Genomic DNA, 14,457 nt, shown 5'->3' on the forward strand with positions numbered 1-14,457 from the left:
GGCCGCTCCTTCTGATTCATTCCCCTGTTCAATTGCTGCGGCCGGTCTGCCGCTGCAGGGTTCTATCCGCCGGCGAAGGGAGGCAGGACATCGATGACGTCACTTGTCCCGAGTCCTGCAGTGGGGTCACGAAGGGCGACCTGATTTCTCAGGAAGCTGCATCGCTGCAGTATGCGCGAGAGGGGCGCCGTTCCTGCCGGAGGTTCCGGGCGGCGAACCGCCAGTACAGCTGCCAGCAGTGTTTCCAGGCTGGTGCCCTCGGGCAGGGGGTGATCTTCCTCCTCGACCCCGGCGGCTGCGCATGCGGCAGCAAAATAACGTACGAGCACTGGTTAGCCTCCTATGGCGCTCATGCTGCGATCCGGTTGAACAAAATCCTCGGTGCCAAGGCCCGTGCGGTCCATGCCGTGGGCCCGGGGCTTGGCCCACATTGCGTCCTGCCACCTTTCCGCGAGCTCGCGATCCGTGGCTCCTTGCCGCATGAGCGAGACAAAGTCGACCTCATGGCGGGAGAAGAGGCAACTCATGATCTTTCCGTCTGCAGTGATCCGGGTGCGGCGGCAATCGCCGCAGAAGGGTTCTGTCACTGAGGCGATGATGCCGACCGTTCCCAGCGCCTGGCCTGTGATGCCGCCTCGGCTGGAGTCGCGGCGCCGCACCTGAAACCGCTCTGCGGGGGCCCCGTCCCGGTGGCCGGGGTCGGGTGTCAGGACATACTCGGTCGACAAAAGCTCGCGGATTTCCGCGGCGGTGATCATGTCCCGTCGGCTCCAGCCGTGGTCTGCGTCCAGGGGCATTTGTTCGATGAAGCGCAGCTCATGCCCCTGCTGCAGTGACCAGCGCAGGAGCTCTGGCGCTTCGGCGTCGTTGATGCCGCGCATGAGGACGGCGTTGAGCTTGACGGGTCCGAGCCCGGCGTCACGGGCAGCATCTACTCCGGCCAGGACCTGGGTGAGGAACGGCCTGCGCGTCAGCCGCTTGAAGGTCTCCTCGTGCAGGGAATCGAGGGAGACGTTAATCCTGGTCAGTCCAGCTGCCTTCAGCGGGGCCGCCTTCGTTTGGAGTCCGACACCATTGGTGGTCATGGCGATCGGCAGGTGCGGATGATTGGCACGGATCCCGGATATGACGTCAAGGAGATCTGCACGCACCAAGGGCTCTCCGCCGGTCAGTCTCAGCTCACGGATGCCAAGCTCCCTGACGCCGAGGCGGACAGTCCGGATTATCTCCTCGGCGGTCATGACTGCCTGCTTGGCCATCCATTCGAGGCCTTTGGCAGGCATGCAGTAGGTGCAGCGCAGGCTGCACCTGTCGGTAAGGGACAACCTCATGTCTGTGGCGCGCCGCCCGTACCGGTCCCAGAGCCCGTCGGGTGCTTCACGGTGGGGGAGCGGCGGTACCGCATCGGGTTCAGGTTCCGGGCCGGGGCGGATGCTCGGCATGCCGAGGGGGGTGGGTGATGTTGTTTTCCCCGGCACGGAGGGTGTGCACGTTGGGGTTTCTGGCGCTGATGGTCCCGTCACGGGGGCGACTTTCACGTGGAGGCCTCGATGTGGTTGTGGGCCGGGGTAAGCGCCCCCGGTGCTTTTGCCCACATGTCGTGATGGATGCGCCCGCTGGTGCTGCCCAAGGGGGTCCCGGTCCCGCCCCAGCGGTGAGCGATGATTTCGGCTGCGATGCTGACCGCTGTTTCCTCAGGGGTTCGGGCACCAAGATCGAGCCCAATCGGCGACGACAGCCGGCGCAGCTGTTCTTCGCTGACTCCAGCCTCGCGGAGCCGGCCCATGCGGTCTTCGTGGGTACGTCGGGATCCCATGGCACCGATGTATCCCACAGGAAGAGTGAGTGCCGTCTCCAGCAGCGGCCCATCGAATTTCGGATCGTGGGTGAGTACGCAGAGAACAGAGCGGCCGTCGATGCGGCCTGCTTCGGCCTCGCTGCGCAGGTACCGGTGGGGCCAGTCGACGATGACCTGATCGGCGGACGGGAACCGGGCACGGGTTGCGAACACCGGGCGGGCGTCGCAGACGGTGACGTGATAGCCGAGGAAGGAACCGATGCTGGCAACCGCCGCGGCGAAGTCGATGGCTCCGAACACCAGCATGCGCGGCGCGGGGGCGAAGGCCCAAACGAAGACCTTGACACCATCGCCGAGCCGCTCACCGTGAGGACCGTAGGTGAACGTGCCGTTGTGGCCCAGTCCCAGCAGGCCTAGCGCATCATCGCCTACCGCGTCATCGAGGACGGCGCCGCCAAGGGTGCCGGTTGATTCTCCTTCAGGCCTTACTACCAGCCTGGCACCCAGCCGCTCGGGGTCGGGATGCTCTATTACGGTGGCGACGGCCACCGGGCGCCCTTCGTCCACATCTCTGGCAACTGACTCCAGATCGGGGAAGGTCTCACGGTTTATGGGCTCGACAAATACATCGAGAATGCCGCCGCACGTCAGTCCGGCGGAGAAGGCCGTTTCGCTGCTCACGCCGTAGCGTTCCAGAACGGGGGCGCCGTTTTCCACCACTGACTGTGCAAGCTCGTAGACAGCACCCTCGACGCATCCGCCCGAGACTGAGCCGACGGCTTCTCCGTCCGGCCCCACGATAAGGGAGGCGCCCGGTAGCCTGGGTGCGGATTGAAAGGTAGCCACGACGGTGCCCATCCCGACTGTGTGGCCAGCTCGCCACCAGGCAAGAAGGTCGTCAAGTATCTCGCGCATTGCTTCTCACCCTCGCATGTTGCCGTTCTCGATCAGCCTTAACACCTGAACCCCATGGGCTCTGGTCTTCGGCTGCCTAATCGCGTTATAATCGATTATCGTTAGTCTAGCGGAGGAGTACCACCATGGCCAGAGCTGCCCATAACGCAATCATCACGTGCGCACCAACCGGCGCGATTCACACCCCGACCATGTCCCCCTGGCTGCCCATCACGCCGGAGGAGATCGCCGAGGCCGCGCTTGGCGCCGCACGCGCGGGGGCTGCCATCGTCCATCTGCACGTTCGTGATCCGAGGGACGGGCGTCCGGTCCAGGATCCGGCGCTGTTCAAGGAAGTGCTCGGAATCATCAAGGACGAGTCAGATGTGATCATCAACCTCACGACGGGAGGAAGCCCGGCGATGACGGTGGAGGAGCGCATCGCTCCGGCCGTCCAACTGGCTCCGGAACTGGCGTCGCTGAACATGGGATCCATGAACTTTGGCCTGTTCCCTATGCTTGACCGCTATCCTTCAGTGAAACACGACTGGGAGCGGGAGTACCTCGGCAATAAGGACATCGTCTTCAAGAACACCTTTGCCGACATCGAGCGGATCCTCAAGACGTGCGGTGACCAGGGCACCCGGTTCGAATTCGAGTGTTACGACACATCGCACCTCTACAACCTCGCGCACATGCTTGACCGCGGCCTCGTGCGTGGGCCGCTGTTCATCCAGACCGTCTTCGGCCTCCTCGGGGGGACAGGAAACCACATCGAGGACATTGCCCACATGCACCGCACTGCCGAGCGCCTCTTCGGTAATGACTTTGAGTGGTCAGTGCTGGGTGCCGGCTCTGCCCAGATGCGTATCGGCGCCATCGCCCTCTCCCTCGGCGGCAACGCCCGCGTGGGCATCGAGGACTCGCTGTGGGACGGTCCCGGGAAGCTGGCCGAGACCAATGCTGCGCAGGTCGAAAGGATCACTTCCATCGCCCGCCTGCTTCACAGGGAACCGGCCACTCCGGAAGAGGCGCGCCGTCGCCTCGATCTGAGAGACTTGTGACATAAACGATAATCCTCGACGTCAGCCGCAGGCCGCTCGAGGCGATGAGAGGTGCCTTTACGATGACTGCCAGCCCAGGGATTTCTGAGCACAGCAACGAGCTCCTATCAACCACGGTCAAGCGGCTCCTGCTGGACCGTATCATGAGCGGACAGTACGAGCCCGGCGGAAGAATTGTCGAGCTGCAGCTGGCCAAGGAGCTGGGAATGAGCCAGTCGCCCATCCGGGAGGCGCTGCGTGATCTGGCCGCAGCAGGCGTCATTACGATTCATCCCCGGCGAGGGGCGCGCGTTCGCATGCCGAGCGCCAAAGAACTGGCGGATGTCAGTATAGTTCGCGCGGAAATCGACGCCCTGGCTGCCCGGCTGACCGCCGGCGTGATGAGCGAATCCACTCTGGCAAGCCTTCAGGATCTGGTTGATGCGATGCTGGCCAGCCTGAGCTCCGGCGATTTCCTCGCCGTCACGGAAGCTGACGTCCAGTTCCACAGAGTTATCGCTCAGACTGCCGGGAACCACGCACTGGTGTCGACTTTCGACCACCTCGCTCCGTTCGGACGCACCTTCATCACCCTGAACCTGCCCAACGTGGATGTGCGCGACCTGCTTCAGGAGCATGTCGGCATCCTCGACGCTTTGCGCGACGGCGATGCCGAGCGTGCGTCCAAGGCTGCCCGCGAGCACCAGCTCAACGTCAGCAAGCTGATCGAAGACCATTACCAGCCCAAGGAAGTGGGCTAACTCAGCCCTCACCTGCAATCCCTTTTCACCTTCGCATCAAGCAAACCCCTAGATAATCGATAATCGTTTGACAGGGTCACCGATGAAGCCTAAGCTTCAAGTAATCCCGATCACATTCCCCGGTGAAATCCCATTGGGCCGGGCGGCAGAAAATGTGAACTGACTCAAGGAAGAGATCTAATGACAGAAACGATGGAAGCCCTTGTCGTACAATCGCCGAACGTTCTCGGCATCGAAACCAAGGCCGTGCCCCAGCCGGGAGCCAACGAAGTCCTTGCCAGGGTGAGGGCAACCGCCATCTGTGGCACCGACGCACACCTGATCCGTGGCGACTACCCGGGATTCTGGCCCTTGGCCTTCCCTTTCACCCCTGGCCATGAATGGGCAGGTGAGATCGTGGCTCTTGGCCCCGGCGCTGAGGCGTATGGCTGGAGCGTCGGCGACCGGGTGGCCGGTACCAGCCACAACGCCTGCGGGGCATGCCAGAAGTGTGTCGAGGGCCAGTACAACGTATGTGAGAACTACGGAAAGGCCGGGCTGCACGAGCAGTACGGCCACAACGTCCAGGGCGTGGACGCCACCTACGCGGTCCACAACGTCAAATGCATCTTCCGGCTGCCGGACAGCGTCTCCTTCGAAGAGGGTGCACTGGTCGACCCGGCCAGCATCGCACTCCACGTGGCACGACGGGGCAACATCAAGCCCGGCGACACGGTCGCCGTGACCGGCGCCGGAGCCATCGGACTTCTTGCCGGCGACGCAGCTCTCATCTGCGGCGCGGCCCGCGTAATCATCGTAGGCCGTGGCCACCGCCTCGAAACAGCAGCCGCCATGGGCTTCGAGACCGTTGACACAAACGCCGGCGACCCGGTCGCGGACGTCCGGCGTCTGACCGACGACCTCGGCGCCGATGTTGTCCTCGAATGCGCCGGCGTGCCGGAAACCCTGACCTGGGCGATGAACATGCTCCGCAAGGGCGGCCGCTGCGCCATGGTCGGCATCCCGACCGAAGCCGTTGCCTTGACTATCCAGCCCATTGTGCTCAACGAACTCGAACTTGTCGGCTCGCGCGCCTCCGCCGGCGAGATGCGCCGCGTCATCCCATTCATTGCCAACGGGCGGATGCGGGTCAAGGACCTGATCACCCACCGCTTCCCCCTCGCGGAATACGAGACGGCACTGAACACCTTCAACGACCGTTCCAGCGGCGCGCTGAAGATCATCATCGAACCCTGACCCGGAACCACCGGAAAAGAAAGGACGACGATGTCCAAGTACTATCGGCCCGCCAGTATGGCGGACGCCCTTACTGCACTTGCCGCGGCAGGTGAGGGCGGACGTATCCTCATCGGCGGAACTGACCTGATAGTCGGGCTGCGGCACCACACCCTGCAGCCGGATCTCATCGTTGATCTCAAAAACGCCCAGGACCTCCCCGAACCGATCACCGTTACCGACGCCGGGGCGAGCATTGGTCCCACCTTCACCATGACTGAACTCATCACCCATCCCGTCGTCCAGGAATGGTACCCGGGACTGGTGGAGGCAGCCGGAAGCGTAGGCTCTGTAGCGATCCGCAACCGGGCAAGTCTGATCGGGAACGTCTGCAACGGTTCACCGGCAGCAGACACCGCTCCACCGCTCCTGGTCCTGGGCGCGTCCGTGACAATAGCCTCCGTTGACGGAGAGCGAACCGTCCCGATGTCCGAGTTCTTCCTTGGCCCCCGGCGGACGCAATGCACCCCCGGACAGATCGTCACTCAAATCCACCTCCCGCGGCCCGCGGACGGTTCCGGATCAGCCTCCCGCCGGCTTACCCGCCGGCGGGGGGTCGACATTGCGACGGTCAGCGTCGCTGCCCAGGTGGACGCCGACGGAAAACTCCTCCTGGGCTTGGGCGCCGTCGGCCCCCGCCCGCTGCTCACCGGCCAGACGGATCCGCTTGCCCTTGAAGACGGCCCGGCCCTTATCAAGGTCCTTGATGAGTTGCTGGAGCTCGCCACACCGATCAGCGACGTCCGCAGCAGCCGGGAATACCGCATCGCCACGCTCCGCGCCCTGACCAAACGCGCGGTCCTGACAGCGGCGAACCGCAGAACCAACAAGGAGATGGCCTCGTGACAAGCACTACCGGGAACCAACAACAGGCGAGCACTGATCATCAGAACGTGACGTGCACCGTCAACGGAAGCGAACGATCCATGTTCGTGGCGACAGAACGCACCCTGCTGGATGGGCTGCGCGATGAGCTCGGACTGACCGGCAGCAAAAAGTGCTGCGCGGAAGGCGAGTGCGGTGCCTGCACCATCCTCCTGGACGGCCGGGCGGTGAACTCCTGCCTTGTTCTTTGCTCGGAAGCCGATGGCCGCGAAATCACGACCATCGAGGGCCTATCCCAAAACGGCCTGAGCGATTTGCAGGAGGAATTCCTCAACGCGGGCGCAGTCCAGTGCGGTTTCTGCATCCCCGGACAGGTCGTGTCGGCCGAATACCTGCTCCGGACCAACCCCGAGCCCTCGGTGGAGCAAATCCGCGAATCCATGTCCGGCAACCTGTGCCGGTGCGCCGGCTACGAGCGGATCGTTTGCGCCGTGCAGGCTACCGCTGCCCGGAGGACCTGTGGCCATGACTGAAGCATTGCAGCACACAGCCCCGTCCCATGCTCATGGTGATGGCAACGGATCCGGCCGTAACGTAGGCCAGCCCGTGCTGAGGTACGGCGGAGAGGACCGGACTACCGGAGCCCAGCGCTTCGTCGCCGACCTGGAGTTCACGAACTCCCTGCAGGTAGCCTTGGTCACCATTCCCGTCGGCTGCGCCGAGATCACGGGAATCGACAAGGCGGCTGCGCTACGGATCCCAGGGGTGGTGGACGTGGTGTCCGGGGTGGATCTTCCGTCGCCCATGCCGCGCTTTGGCGTCTCACACCAGGACCGGCCCATCTTGGCCGATGGAAGAGTGAATTTCCATGGGGAGCCGGTCGCTGCCGTGTTGGCCGAGACCGCCGAGGCGGCATACGCCGGCGCCCGCGCCGTTTATGTTGACTTCAACGAGCTCCCTGGCGTCTACACGCTCGATTCCGCCCTGGCACCAGGAGCGCACCTGGTCCAAGACCCGGCACTTCGACCTGGCGATCCGTTGGCGGACACCAACGTCATCAAGGATGCGCTCTACACGTGGGGCAACATCGCCGCGGAAGAGGAACGAACCGCCACGGTTGTCGAAAACACCTACACCTTCCCGATGGTCACCCACTTTCCCATTGAGCCGGGCGGCACCGTTGCGATCCCGACCGACAACGGTGGCATCGAGGTCTATTCTCCTGTGCAGCACCCCTACCTGCTGCAGCAGACCCTGGCGAAATTGCTCGATCTGCCGCTGAATAAGGTGCGGGTCTGCGCGCCCGATCCTGGAGGCGCCTTCGGCGGCAAACAGAATCCCAAGCTGGAACCTTTGGTGGCTACCCTGGCTCTTCGCACCGGCAGGACCTGCCGCCTCATTCTGTCGCTGGAGGAAACCTTCCAGAGCATGCGCCGGGCCGGGTGCCGGATCACCGCGCGCACTGGCTTCACCGAGCAGGGGCATCTCACGTTCCACGAAGTCAACGCCGATTTCCTGATCGGGGCCTACGCGGACGTCGCCCCCCGGGTAATGTCCAAAGGAAGCTACGTTGCGGCAGGACCTTACCGGATGCCTGCCGTCCGGGTTGCCGGCCGTGCCGTCCTAACGAACACCACGCCCAGCACCGCCTTTCGGGGATACGGCAGCCCCCAGGTGACGTGGGCGACCGAATCTCAACTTGACGCTGGTGCGCGTGCACTTGGCCTCGACGGCCTTGAAATCCGGCGCCGCAACCTCGTTGGAAACGGGGAAGCCTTCGTTCGCGGAGAATGTGAAGCCAAGGCTGACGGTGAATGGATCCAGAGCCTGGAAAAAGCAGCCGAGCTCATCGGATGGGATCAGCCGCTGGCCCCGAACCGCGGCCGCGGCATCGCTGTCGGCATCAAGCCCGGTGCCACCTCCGGACTCTCGCAGAGCCTGGTCCGGCTGCTCTTTGATGGAAGCGCCATTGTTTATGCCGGCACGTCCGACATGGGGCAGGGAGCGCGCACGCTGTGGCAGCAGATCGTTTCCGATGAACTCGGCGTGGAACTGGACAAGGTCAGCGTCGTCAGCGGTGATACCAGCACCGTACCGTTTGATCTCCAGACTTCCGCCAGCCGTTCCACCGTCTTCATGGGTTCAGCGACCGTACTTGCGTGCCGTGATGCCCGACGCCGCGTGCTGGAGCTGTACGCCGAGACGCACGGGATACCAGAGGAGCAGCTCTCCGACGAGCCTGGTCTCCTGGTTACTCCCGACGGTGAGGTGAGCCTTCCGGAGGCGGCGCGTGCGGCACTGGGAAGTTTACGCGGGGAGTTCATCGGCCAGGGAACCAGGCGGCTTCGAGGCAAGGGGCATCATCCGCTGGGCGGGGACGCCGCCTTCTACGAGTTCAACGCCACCGCAATCGAGGTCGAGGTTGATCGCGAAACCGGTGAGCTGCTTCTGGCGAAACACGTCACTGTCAGCGATGTGGGCACGGAGCTCAACCCGCTGCAGGTCGTCTCCCAGGATGAGGGCGCCGCAATCATGGGGCTCGGTCATAGTCAGATGGAGCAGCTGCTGATAGATGACCATGGCCGGATCCGAAACCTTGGGGCGTTGGACTACCGCATTCCGACCTTCAAAGATGTGCCGGTGGAGCTCATCAGCGCTGCCATCGAGAACCACGACGGTCCAGGACCGTACGGGTCCAAGGGAATCAGCGAAGGCGCGCTGTTGTGCACGGCTGGAGCACTGGGTTCGGCGGTGGCCGCCGCGACCGGCGTCGTGTTCCGCGACCTGCCGCTAACCCCCGAAACTGTCTGGGCGGGGCTGCAAGCAGCCGATCTCGGTCAGCCCGACTGAATGAAAAATGCCGCCGAGGCGGCGAACGGCTATCCCCACCGATGCGGATACGCCTGATTGGGAAAACCAAGAAAGGAGACATCATGTCTCGTAAGCCCGTTGTTTGCTTGGCCGGAACCTTGGACACCAAGGGTGCCGAGTACGAATTCGTTCGCAATACACTCCTCGCGGCCGGCGTCGACGTCCTGGTTGTGGACTGCGGCGTCCTCGGTGAGCCATATTTCGAGCCGGATGTCCCGTCCTCCGTAGTCGCAGAACGTGCCGGCATCGACCTGGCTTCCTTCTCGGGAGGGGTCGAGGGAGGCTCGGGTGGCCGCAATTCGGCCATCACCAACATGAGCCTCGGATTGAAGTCTGTCCTCGAAGAACTGTGTAATGAGGGAAAGATTGACGCTGTCCTGGGCCTGGGCGGTACCGGAGGAACCGATCTGCTGAGCAAGGCCTTCAGGGGCCTTGGCATGGGTGTTCCGAAACTCATCGTGAGCACCATGGCGTCCAACAATACCCGCCCGTATGTCGGCCACTCCGACATGCTGATGATGAACGCTGTCACTGACATCGCCGGCCTGAACCGCATCTCGAAGCTCGTGCTGACCAACGCCGCCAACGCTGCTGCAGGAATGGCCCGCGGGTACGAGGTGACAAAGGCTCATGGCGAGTTCTCCAAGCCGCTGATCGCGGTCTCCATGTTCGGCGTCACGACACCCGGTGTCATGCGTATCCGCAAGAATCTGGAGGAGCAGGGCTTCGAAGTCGTCACGTTCCACGCCGTCGGCGAAGGCGCGGGGATGGAACACCTTATCGATGTGGGCGTAATCGATGGCCTGATCGACTTCACCCTGCCCGAGATCATCAACCACTGGAACAAAGGCATCTTCGACCCGGGCATGGAGCGGATGGAGGCTGCCATCCGCAAAGAAATCCCCCAGGTAGTCGTTCCCGGTGCCGCAGAATGCTTCAACTTCGGCGCAGTTGACACTATCCCGAAGGAATTCGCCACTCCAGAGCGGAACATCATCATCCACAACCCGAACGTCACGTCCCTTCTGGCGACCCCGGAAGAGATGCGGCGCCTCGGTGAGTACATCGCTGACCACGTGAACCGAGCGAAAGGCCCCAAGGCGGTCGCCTTCCCTCTGCTCGGCCTGGACAACTACTTCGTAGAAGGCAGCCAGTGGCACGGTGTCGACACCACCCCGCTGTTTGACTCGCTGCGCAGCGGACTTAACCCAGACATCGAACTCATCGAAATGGACAACAACATCAACGATGAGGCATTTGCAGACGCCGTGTTCGGACTGTTCCTGAAGCAATGGTCCGCGAAGACGGACGCTACGGTACGCCCCGTCGCCGAGATAACCAACGCATAGCCCACACCACACATCAACCGTGCCGCAGCAGGGGTACCGCACCGTGACGCGGTACCCCTGCTGCGGGACCGATACACCAGCCAGAAGTACCACGTCCGGAGGACACTATGAGTCATCAACTGTTCCTGCTTCGCCACGGTGAAGTCGCATCACACCGCGGCGACGTGCCTGTTACCGCCGAGGGCCTGGAAACCGCCGTCAACGTCGGGCGACGACTAGCCGCACAGGCGAACGGCGGCCTTATCCGCGTCATCAGCGGTGCCACACGCCGCACCCGGGACACAGCTGCGGCAGTAGCACAGGGCGCCCGCGACGCAGGTGCACAGGTACAGGAAGACGGCGTGGCATTTGCCTTGCGAAACCCCGACCTATACCTTGCCGGTTCACGTGTGGACATGGTCAGCAGCGAAGCAGCCTTTGCCGCTCAGGTCCCTGGCCTGAGCGAAGCGGACATCGCCCGGATCGACTTCTACCGAGAGTGGCTCCAGGCCCCTGACCGCGTCGGATGGTGGGTCCGGCACCAGAACCCGCCTGGTGATGACGCCGCGGCCGTCGCCCGCAGAATCAACGCATTCGCGGCAAGCCTCGCTGACCGCGACGACAACACGGTCTTCACCGTCGCTGTCACGCACTCACCCGTACTCCGTGCAGTAGCCAAGGAATTCCTGGGCGAAGAGCCTGGCGAACCACAGTGGCTGGCCGGGCTCGACGTCGAAGTCGCCGAGGACCGCACTGTCCGCATCAAGCTTCTGCCCGAGGCGCCCTGACGCCCTTCAGGTGCGCATTTGCTGCTGGGCCATCACCATTCCCGACTCCCGCAGACCTGACCTTATGAAAGGACCACCATGAGCACCCAGACAGACCAGTTCCTCGAAGAAGGACCAGCAGCCCATCAATCCCCCAACGAGCTATTGGCGGCGCTGCAGCTCCCGACGCAAGGTCGGCTGTACACCCTTTCGGTGCCACGCTTCACCGGGATGCCCGTTTTCGGCGCCCACCCTCCCTTCGATGTCTCGATGTACCGCACCCCAGCCGGGCTGCGCGGCGACGGCGTAAAGCCCTGGGGCGAGGTCAACGAAGTCAATCTGGGCTACATGGCAGAAGTGATGAGCGGTACCTCCCACAGCGGGGCACATGTCGACGCACTCGCGCACATGACCATCGGAGACGATGACCATTGGTACGGCGGGGCCGCAGCAGGAACCTGCCTCGGCGACAGGGGCCCAACAGTGGGAGACGGGAGCAAGATCCCGCCGTTCATCCGCCGCGGCGTCCTTCTCGACGTCCCCGGATACCGCGGCATCAACGCGCTGCCCGCCAATGAACCCGTCAACGCCGAAGAACTCCAAGCCGTTGCCCGGCACCAGGGCGTCACCATCACCGCCGGTGATGTCGTGATGATCCGCACCGGCTATATGAGTGAATGGCCCCACCCCGAACGCATGGCCCGGCACGTGACCGCCGGACCCGACATCAGCGCGGCCCGTTGGCTGCTCGAGCAAGGCGTCGTTGCCGCCGGAAGTGACACCGAGACCTTCGAGGTTCAGCCGGCTCCGGACCCCGGGTCTCCGGCCAACCCCCAGCCTGTCCATACGCTCCTGCTGATTGAAAACGCCATCTACCTGTTCGAGTCGATCTACCTGGAAGACCTTGCCCGCGATCGCGTGTATGAATTCCTTTTCGTCGCCCTCCCCATCAAGGTCAAAGGCGCGACCGGCTCCATGCTCGATCCCGTCGCGATCATCTGATGACCGTCCTGGAGCAGAAGCGGATCAGTCTCGGCGGCCGGAAGCCCGCCATCCACCCCGAAGCCTGGGCCGCCGACAATACAACAATCATCGGCTCGGTCACCCTCCAAGCCCGCGCGAGCGTCTGGTACACATCGGTCCTTAGGGCAGACGGGGACACCATCACTGTCGGCGCTGACAGCAACATTCAAGACGGATGCGTGCTCCACGCTGACCCGGGATCCCCGGTCGTAGTGGGGGAGAGGGTCTCCGTTGGGCATCGGGCCATTCTGCATGGCTGCCACATTGGCGATGAATCGCTGATCGGCATGGGCGCAGTAGTGCTCAATGGGGCAAGCATCGGATCCGGATGTCTGGTTGCAGCCGGGGCAGTGGTACTTGAGGGCGCCACCTTCGAACCGGGAACCCTAATAGCCGGCGTTCCCGCCAAAGCCCGCCGGCAACTGACGGATGACGAGCGCACCGGGATCCGGGCCAATTCCGAACGGTATCTGGAACTTGTGCGAGCCCACCAGGAGGCGACCCGGTGACCGGGGAATCAGTGGCGGGCCCCACCGTTATTCTGGCCCCTGACAAATTCAAGGGTTCCCTCACGGCCGAAGAGGCTTCAGACGTACTGGCACGGGCAATCAATTCCATCTCACCCCACTGCAGAATCCTTCGGCACCCCGTGGCCGACGGGGGAGAGGGAACGGTCAAGCTTGCCCTCGCGAACGGCTTCTCGCCCGTCACAGTCCAGGTAACGGGTCCGTTGGGCGAGCCAGTGGAAACGACTTATGCCATGGACGATGCCGGAACAGCTGTTCTGGAGCTCGCCGAGGCATCGGGGCTTGCCCTGCTCCCCGGCAAACCCAACGTCCAAACGGCGGGCAAATCGACTACCCGCGGTGTGGGGGAGATGCTGAAGGACGCTCTCGACCGGGGAGTACGGCGCATCATCCTAGGCGTCGGGGGAAGCGCCTCCACCGACGGCGGCGCCGGCCTCGCCCAGGCACTCGGTGTGCGCATCACCGACGCGACAGGGATGGAAATAGCCCCAGGGGGTGAAAGTCTGCACTCTGCAGCACAGATCGATCTCAGCGGCCTCGACCCCCGGATCCAAGCAGTGGACCTTATCCTGGCCTGCGACGTAGACAACCCTCTAACCGGGCACGACGGCGCTGCTGCCGTCTACGGACCGCAAAAGGGTGCCGACGCTCGAACAGTAGAGGAGCTGGAACGCTCGCTCCGCCACTGGGCACGCCTCGTCGCACACACACTTGGCAGCGATCTGAGCCAGGTGGCAGGCACCGGCGCCGCCGGAGGGGCAGCCTTTGCAGCCCTTGCCATCGCCGGAGCACGGCTCTGCTCCGGCGTCGAAGTACTCACGGAACTGACCACCCTCGGTCCCGCGCTGAGCGAAGCGGACCTGGTCATTGTCGGTGAGGGCTCACTGGACGAGCAGAGCCTGCGCGGCAAAGGGCCTGTCGGAATCGCGGCACTTGCAAAGCGTCACGGTACGACAGTTGTTGCCGTTGTCGGACGCACGACGCTGGCAGAGGCGCAAACCCGGACGGCAGGACTGGACCGCGTCTATGCCCTGACAGACTTCGAGCAACTGCCGGAAGTCTGTATAAGGGAGGCCCCGCGCCTACTGGGTGAAGCGGCCGAACAGATTGCCCGCGATTGGCTGTCCGAAACCACGGGCGTGACCCTCTGATGGACTTTGCAACCCTCACCTTCCAGAGGCTGGGGCTGGATTCCGACCCAGCGCCAGTCTCTGATGCAGGACTCGAACTCGAGCTGAAGCGAGCCTTCCGAGGCCTTAGGGGCCACAAACCGCCGTCGAGACGACTGGGTCCATGTATCTGGGACCGCCGGAATCTCTGACAGCACTCACCGTCCTTTGAGGAG

The 14,457-nt window shown here is 63.6% G+C and carries 14 protein-coding genes; 11 read left to right on the forward strand and 3 right to left on the reverse strand.

Features of this window, described 5'->3' with window-relative positions; genetic code table 11:
- Nucleotides 1-62 precede the first annotated feature (62 nt).
- The 3 genes from ACIP90_RS16105 to ACIP90_RS16115 all read right to left on the reverse strand — a co-directional run bounded on the left by ACIP90_RS16105 (nt 63) and on the right by ACIP90_RS16115 (nt 2,713).
- The gene (locus tag ACIP90_RS16105; protein WP_400580553.1) at nt 63-329 is read right to left on the reverse strand and encodes a MoaD/ThiS family protein; all 267 of its coding nucleotides are present in this window, start codon (nt 327-329) and stop codon (nt 63-65) included.
- Between the two features lie 3 nt (nt 330-332).
- A complete protein-coding gene (moaA, locus tag ACIP90_RS16110; protein WP_400580555.1) occupies nt 333-1,442 on the reverse strand; it encodes a GTP 3',8-cyclase MoaA in 1,110 nt (369 codons plus the stop codon).
- A gap of 92 nt (nt 1,443-1,534) precedes the next feature.
- Nucleotides 1,535-2,713: an XdhC family protein gene (locus ACIP90_RS16115; RefSeq protein WP_400580556.1), complete on the reverse strand. Its 1,179-nt coding sequence runs from the start codon at nt 2,711-2,713 to the stop codon at nt 1,535-1,537.
- 125 nt (nt 2,714-2,838) lie between these two features.
- On the opposite strand from ACIP90_RS16115, the gene ACIP90_RS16120 reads away from it, so the two are divergent.
- The 11 genes from ACIP90_RS16120 (at nt 2,839) to ACIP90_RS16170 (ending at nt 14,263) form a co-directional block, all read left to right on the forward strand.
- Nucleotides 2,839-3,756, forward strand: coding sequence for a 3-keto-5-aminohexanoate cleavage protein (locus ACIP90_RS16120; protein ID WP_400580558.1), 918 nt, complete (start codon nt 2,839-2,841; stop codon nt 3,754-3,756).
- A gap of 62 nt (nt 3,757-3,818) precedes the next feature.
- Nucleotides 3,819-4,496, forward strand: a complete 678-nt coding sequence (locus tag ACIP90_RS16125) for a GntR family transcriptional regulator (protein ID WP_400580560.1) — start codon at nt 3,819-3,821, stop codon at nt 4,494-4,496.
- Between the two features lie 180 nt (nt 4,497-4,676).
- On the forward strand, nt 4,677-5,732 hold the full coding sequence (locus tag ACIP90_RS16130) for a zinc-binding dehydrogenase (protein WP_400580562.1): 1,056 nt from the start codon (nt 4,677-4,679) through the stop codon (nt 5,730-5,732).
- A 30-nt stretch (nt 5,733-5,762) separates the two neighbouring features.
- Nucleotides 5,763-6,617, forward strand: coding sequence for an FAD binding domain-containing protein (locus tag ACIP90_RS16135; protein ID WP_400580564.1), 855 nt, complete (start codon nt 5,763-5,765; stop codon nt 6,615-6,617).
- Nucleotides 6,614-7,129 carry a (2Fe-2S)-binding protein gene (locus tag ACIP90_RS16140; RefSeq protein ID WP_400580566.1) on the forward strand — a complete coding sequence of 172 codons (516 nt, stop codon included), beginning with the start codon at nt 6,614-6,616 and terminating at the stop codon, nt 7,127-7,129. The genes ACIP90_RS16135 and ACIP90_RS16140 overlap by 4 nt, the downstream gene beginning before the upstream one ends.
- Nucleotides 7,122-9,446 (forward strand): xanthine dehydrogenase family protein molybdopterin-binding subunit, encoded by a 2,325-nt coding sequence (locus ACIP90_RS16145; protein WP_400580568.1) that lies wholly within the window; start codon nt 7,122-7,124, stop codon nt 9,444-9,446. The genes ACIP90_RS16140 and ACIP90_RS16145 overlap by 8 nt, the downstream gene beginning before the upstream one ends.
- Before the next feature lie 83 nt (nt 9,447-9,529).
- Entirely contained in the window at nt 9,530-10,816 is a 1,287-nt protein-coding gene (locus tag ACIP90_RS16150; RefSeq protein WP_400580570.1) for a Tm-1-like ATP-binding domain-containing protein, read from the forward strand.
- Nucleotides 10,817-10,923: 107 nt separating this feature from the next.
- Nucleotides 10,924-11,583, forward strand: a complete 660-nt coding sequence (locus ACIP90_RS16155; RefSeq protein ID WP_400580572.1) for a histidine phosphatase family protein — start codon at nt 10,924-10,926, stop codon at nt 11,581-11,583.
- Between the two features lie 78 nt (nt 11,584-11,661).
- A complete protein-coding gene (locus ACIP90_RS16160; protein WP_400580573.1) occupies nt 11,662-12,564 on the forward strand; it encodes a cyclase family protein in 903 nt (300 codons plus the stop codon).
- Complete coding sequence (locus ACIP90_RS16165) at nt 12,564-13,094, forward strand: gamma carbonic anhydrase family protein (RefSeq protein WP_400580574.1); 531 nt, start codon at nt 12,564-12,566, stop codon at nt 13,092-13,094. The genes ACIP90_RS16160 and ACIP90_RS16165 overlap by 1 nt, the downstream gene beginning before the upstream one ends.
- Nucleotides 13,091-14,263, forward strand: a complete 1,173-nt coding sequence (locus ACIP90_RS16170; RefSeq protein WP_400580575.1) for a glycerate kinase — start codon at nt 13,091-13,093, stop codon at nt 14,261-14,263. The genes ACIP90_RS16165 and ACIP90_RS16170 overlap by 4 nt, the downstream gene beginning before the upstream one ends.
- The last annotated feature ends 194 nt before the right edge of the window (nt 14,264-14,457 follow it).

Origin of the sequence: Arthrobacter sp. NPDC093139 (assembly GCF_044754165.1) — a bacterium.
Lineage (GTDB): Bacteria > Actinomycetota > Actinomycetes > Actinomycetales > Micrococcaceae > Arthrobacter.

Bases quoted from the DNA above. Each gene is read 5' to 3' on its own strand.
- ACIP90_RS16125 (WP_400580560.1), top strand. From the start codon at position 3,819: ATGACTGCCAGCCCAGGGATTTCTGAGCACAGCAACGAGCTCCTATCA.
- moaA (WP_400580555.1), bottom strand. From the start codon at position 1,442: ATGCCGAGCATCCGCCCCGGCCCGGAACCTGAACCCGATGCGGTACCG.
- ACIP90_RS16160 (WP_400580573.1), top strand. From the start codon at position 11,662: ATGAGCACCCAGACAGACCAGTTCCTCGAAGAAGGACCAGCAGCCCAT.
- ACIP90_RS16155 (WP_400580572.1), top strand. From the start codon at position 10,924: ATGAGTCATCAACTGTTCCTGCTTCGCCACGGTGAAGTCGCATCACAC.
- ACIP90_RS16135 (WP_400580564.1), top strand. From the start codon at position 5,763: ATGTCCAAGTACTATCGGCCCGCCAGTATGGCGGACGCCCTTACTGCA.
- ACIP90_RS16165 (WP_400580574.1), top strand. From the start codon at position 12,564: ATGACCGTCCTGGAGCAGAAGCGGATCAGTCTCGGCGGCCGGAAGCCC.
- ACIP90_RS16145 (WP_400580568.1), top strand. From the start codon at position 7,122: ATGACTGAAGCATTGCAGCACACAGCCCCGTCCCATGCTCATGGTGAT.
- ACIP90_RS16120 (WP_400580558.1), top strand. From the start codon at position 2,839: ATGGCCAGAGCTGCCCATAACGCAATCATCACGTGCGCACCAACCGGC.
- ACIP90_RS16130 (WP_400580562.1), top strand. From the start codon at position 4,677: ATGACAGAAACGATGGAAGCCCTTGTCGTACAATCGCCGAACGTTCTC.
- ACIP90_RS16115 (WP_400580556.1), bottom strand. From the start codon at position 2,713: ATGCGCGAGATACTTGACGACCTTCTTGCCTGGTGGCGAGCTGGCCAC.
- ACIP90_RS16150 (WP_400580570.1), top strand. From the start codon at position 9,530: ATGTCTCGTAAGCCCGTTGTTTGCTTGGCCGGAACCTTGGACACCAAG.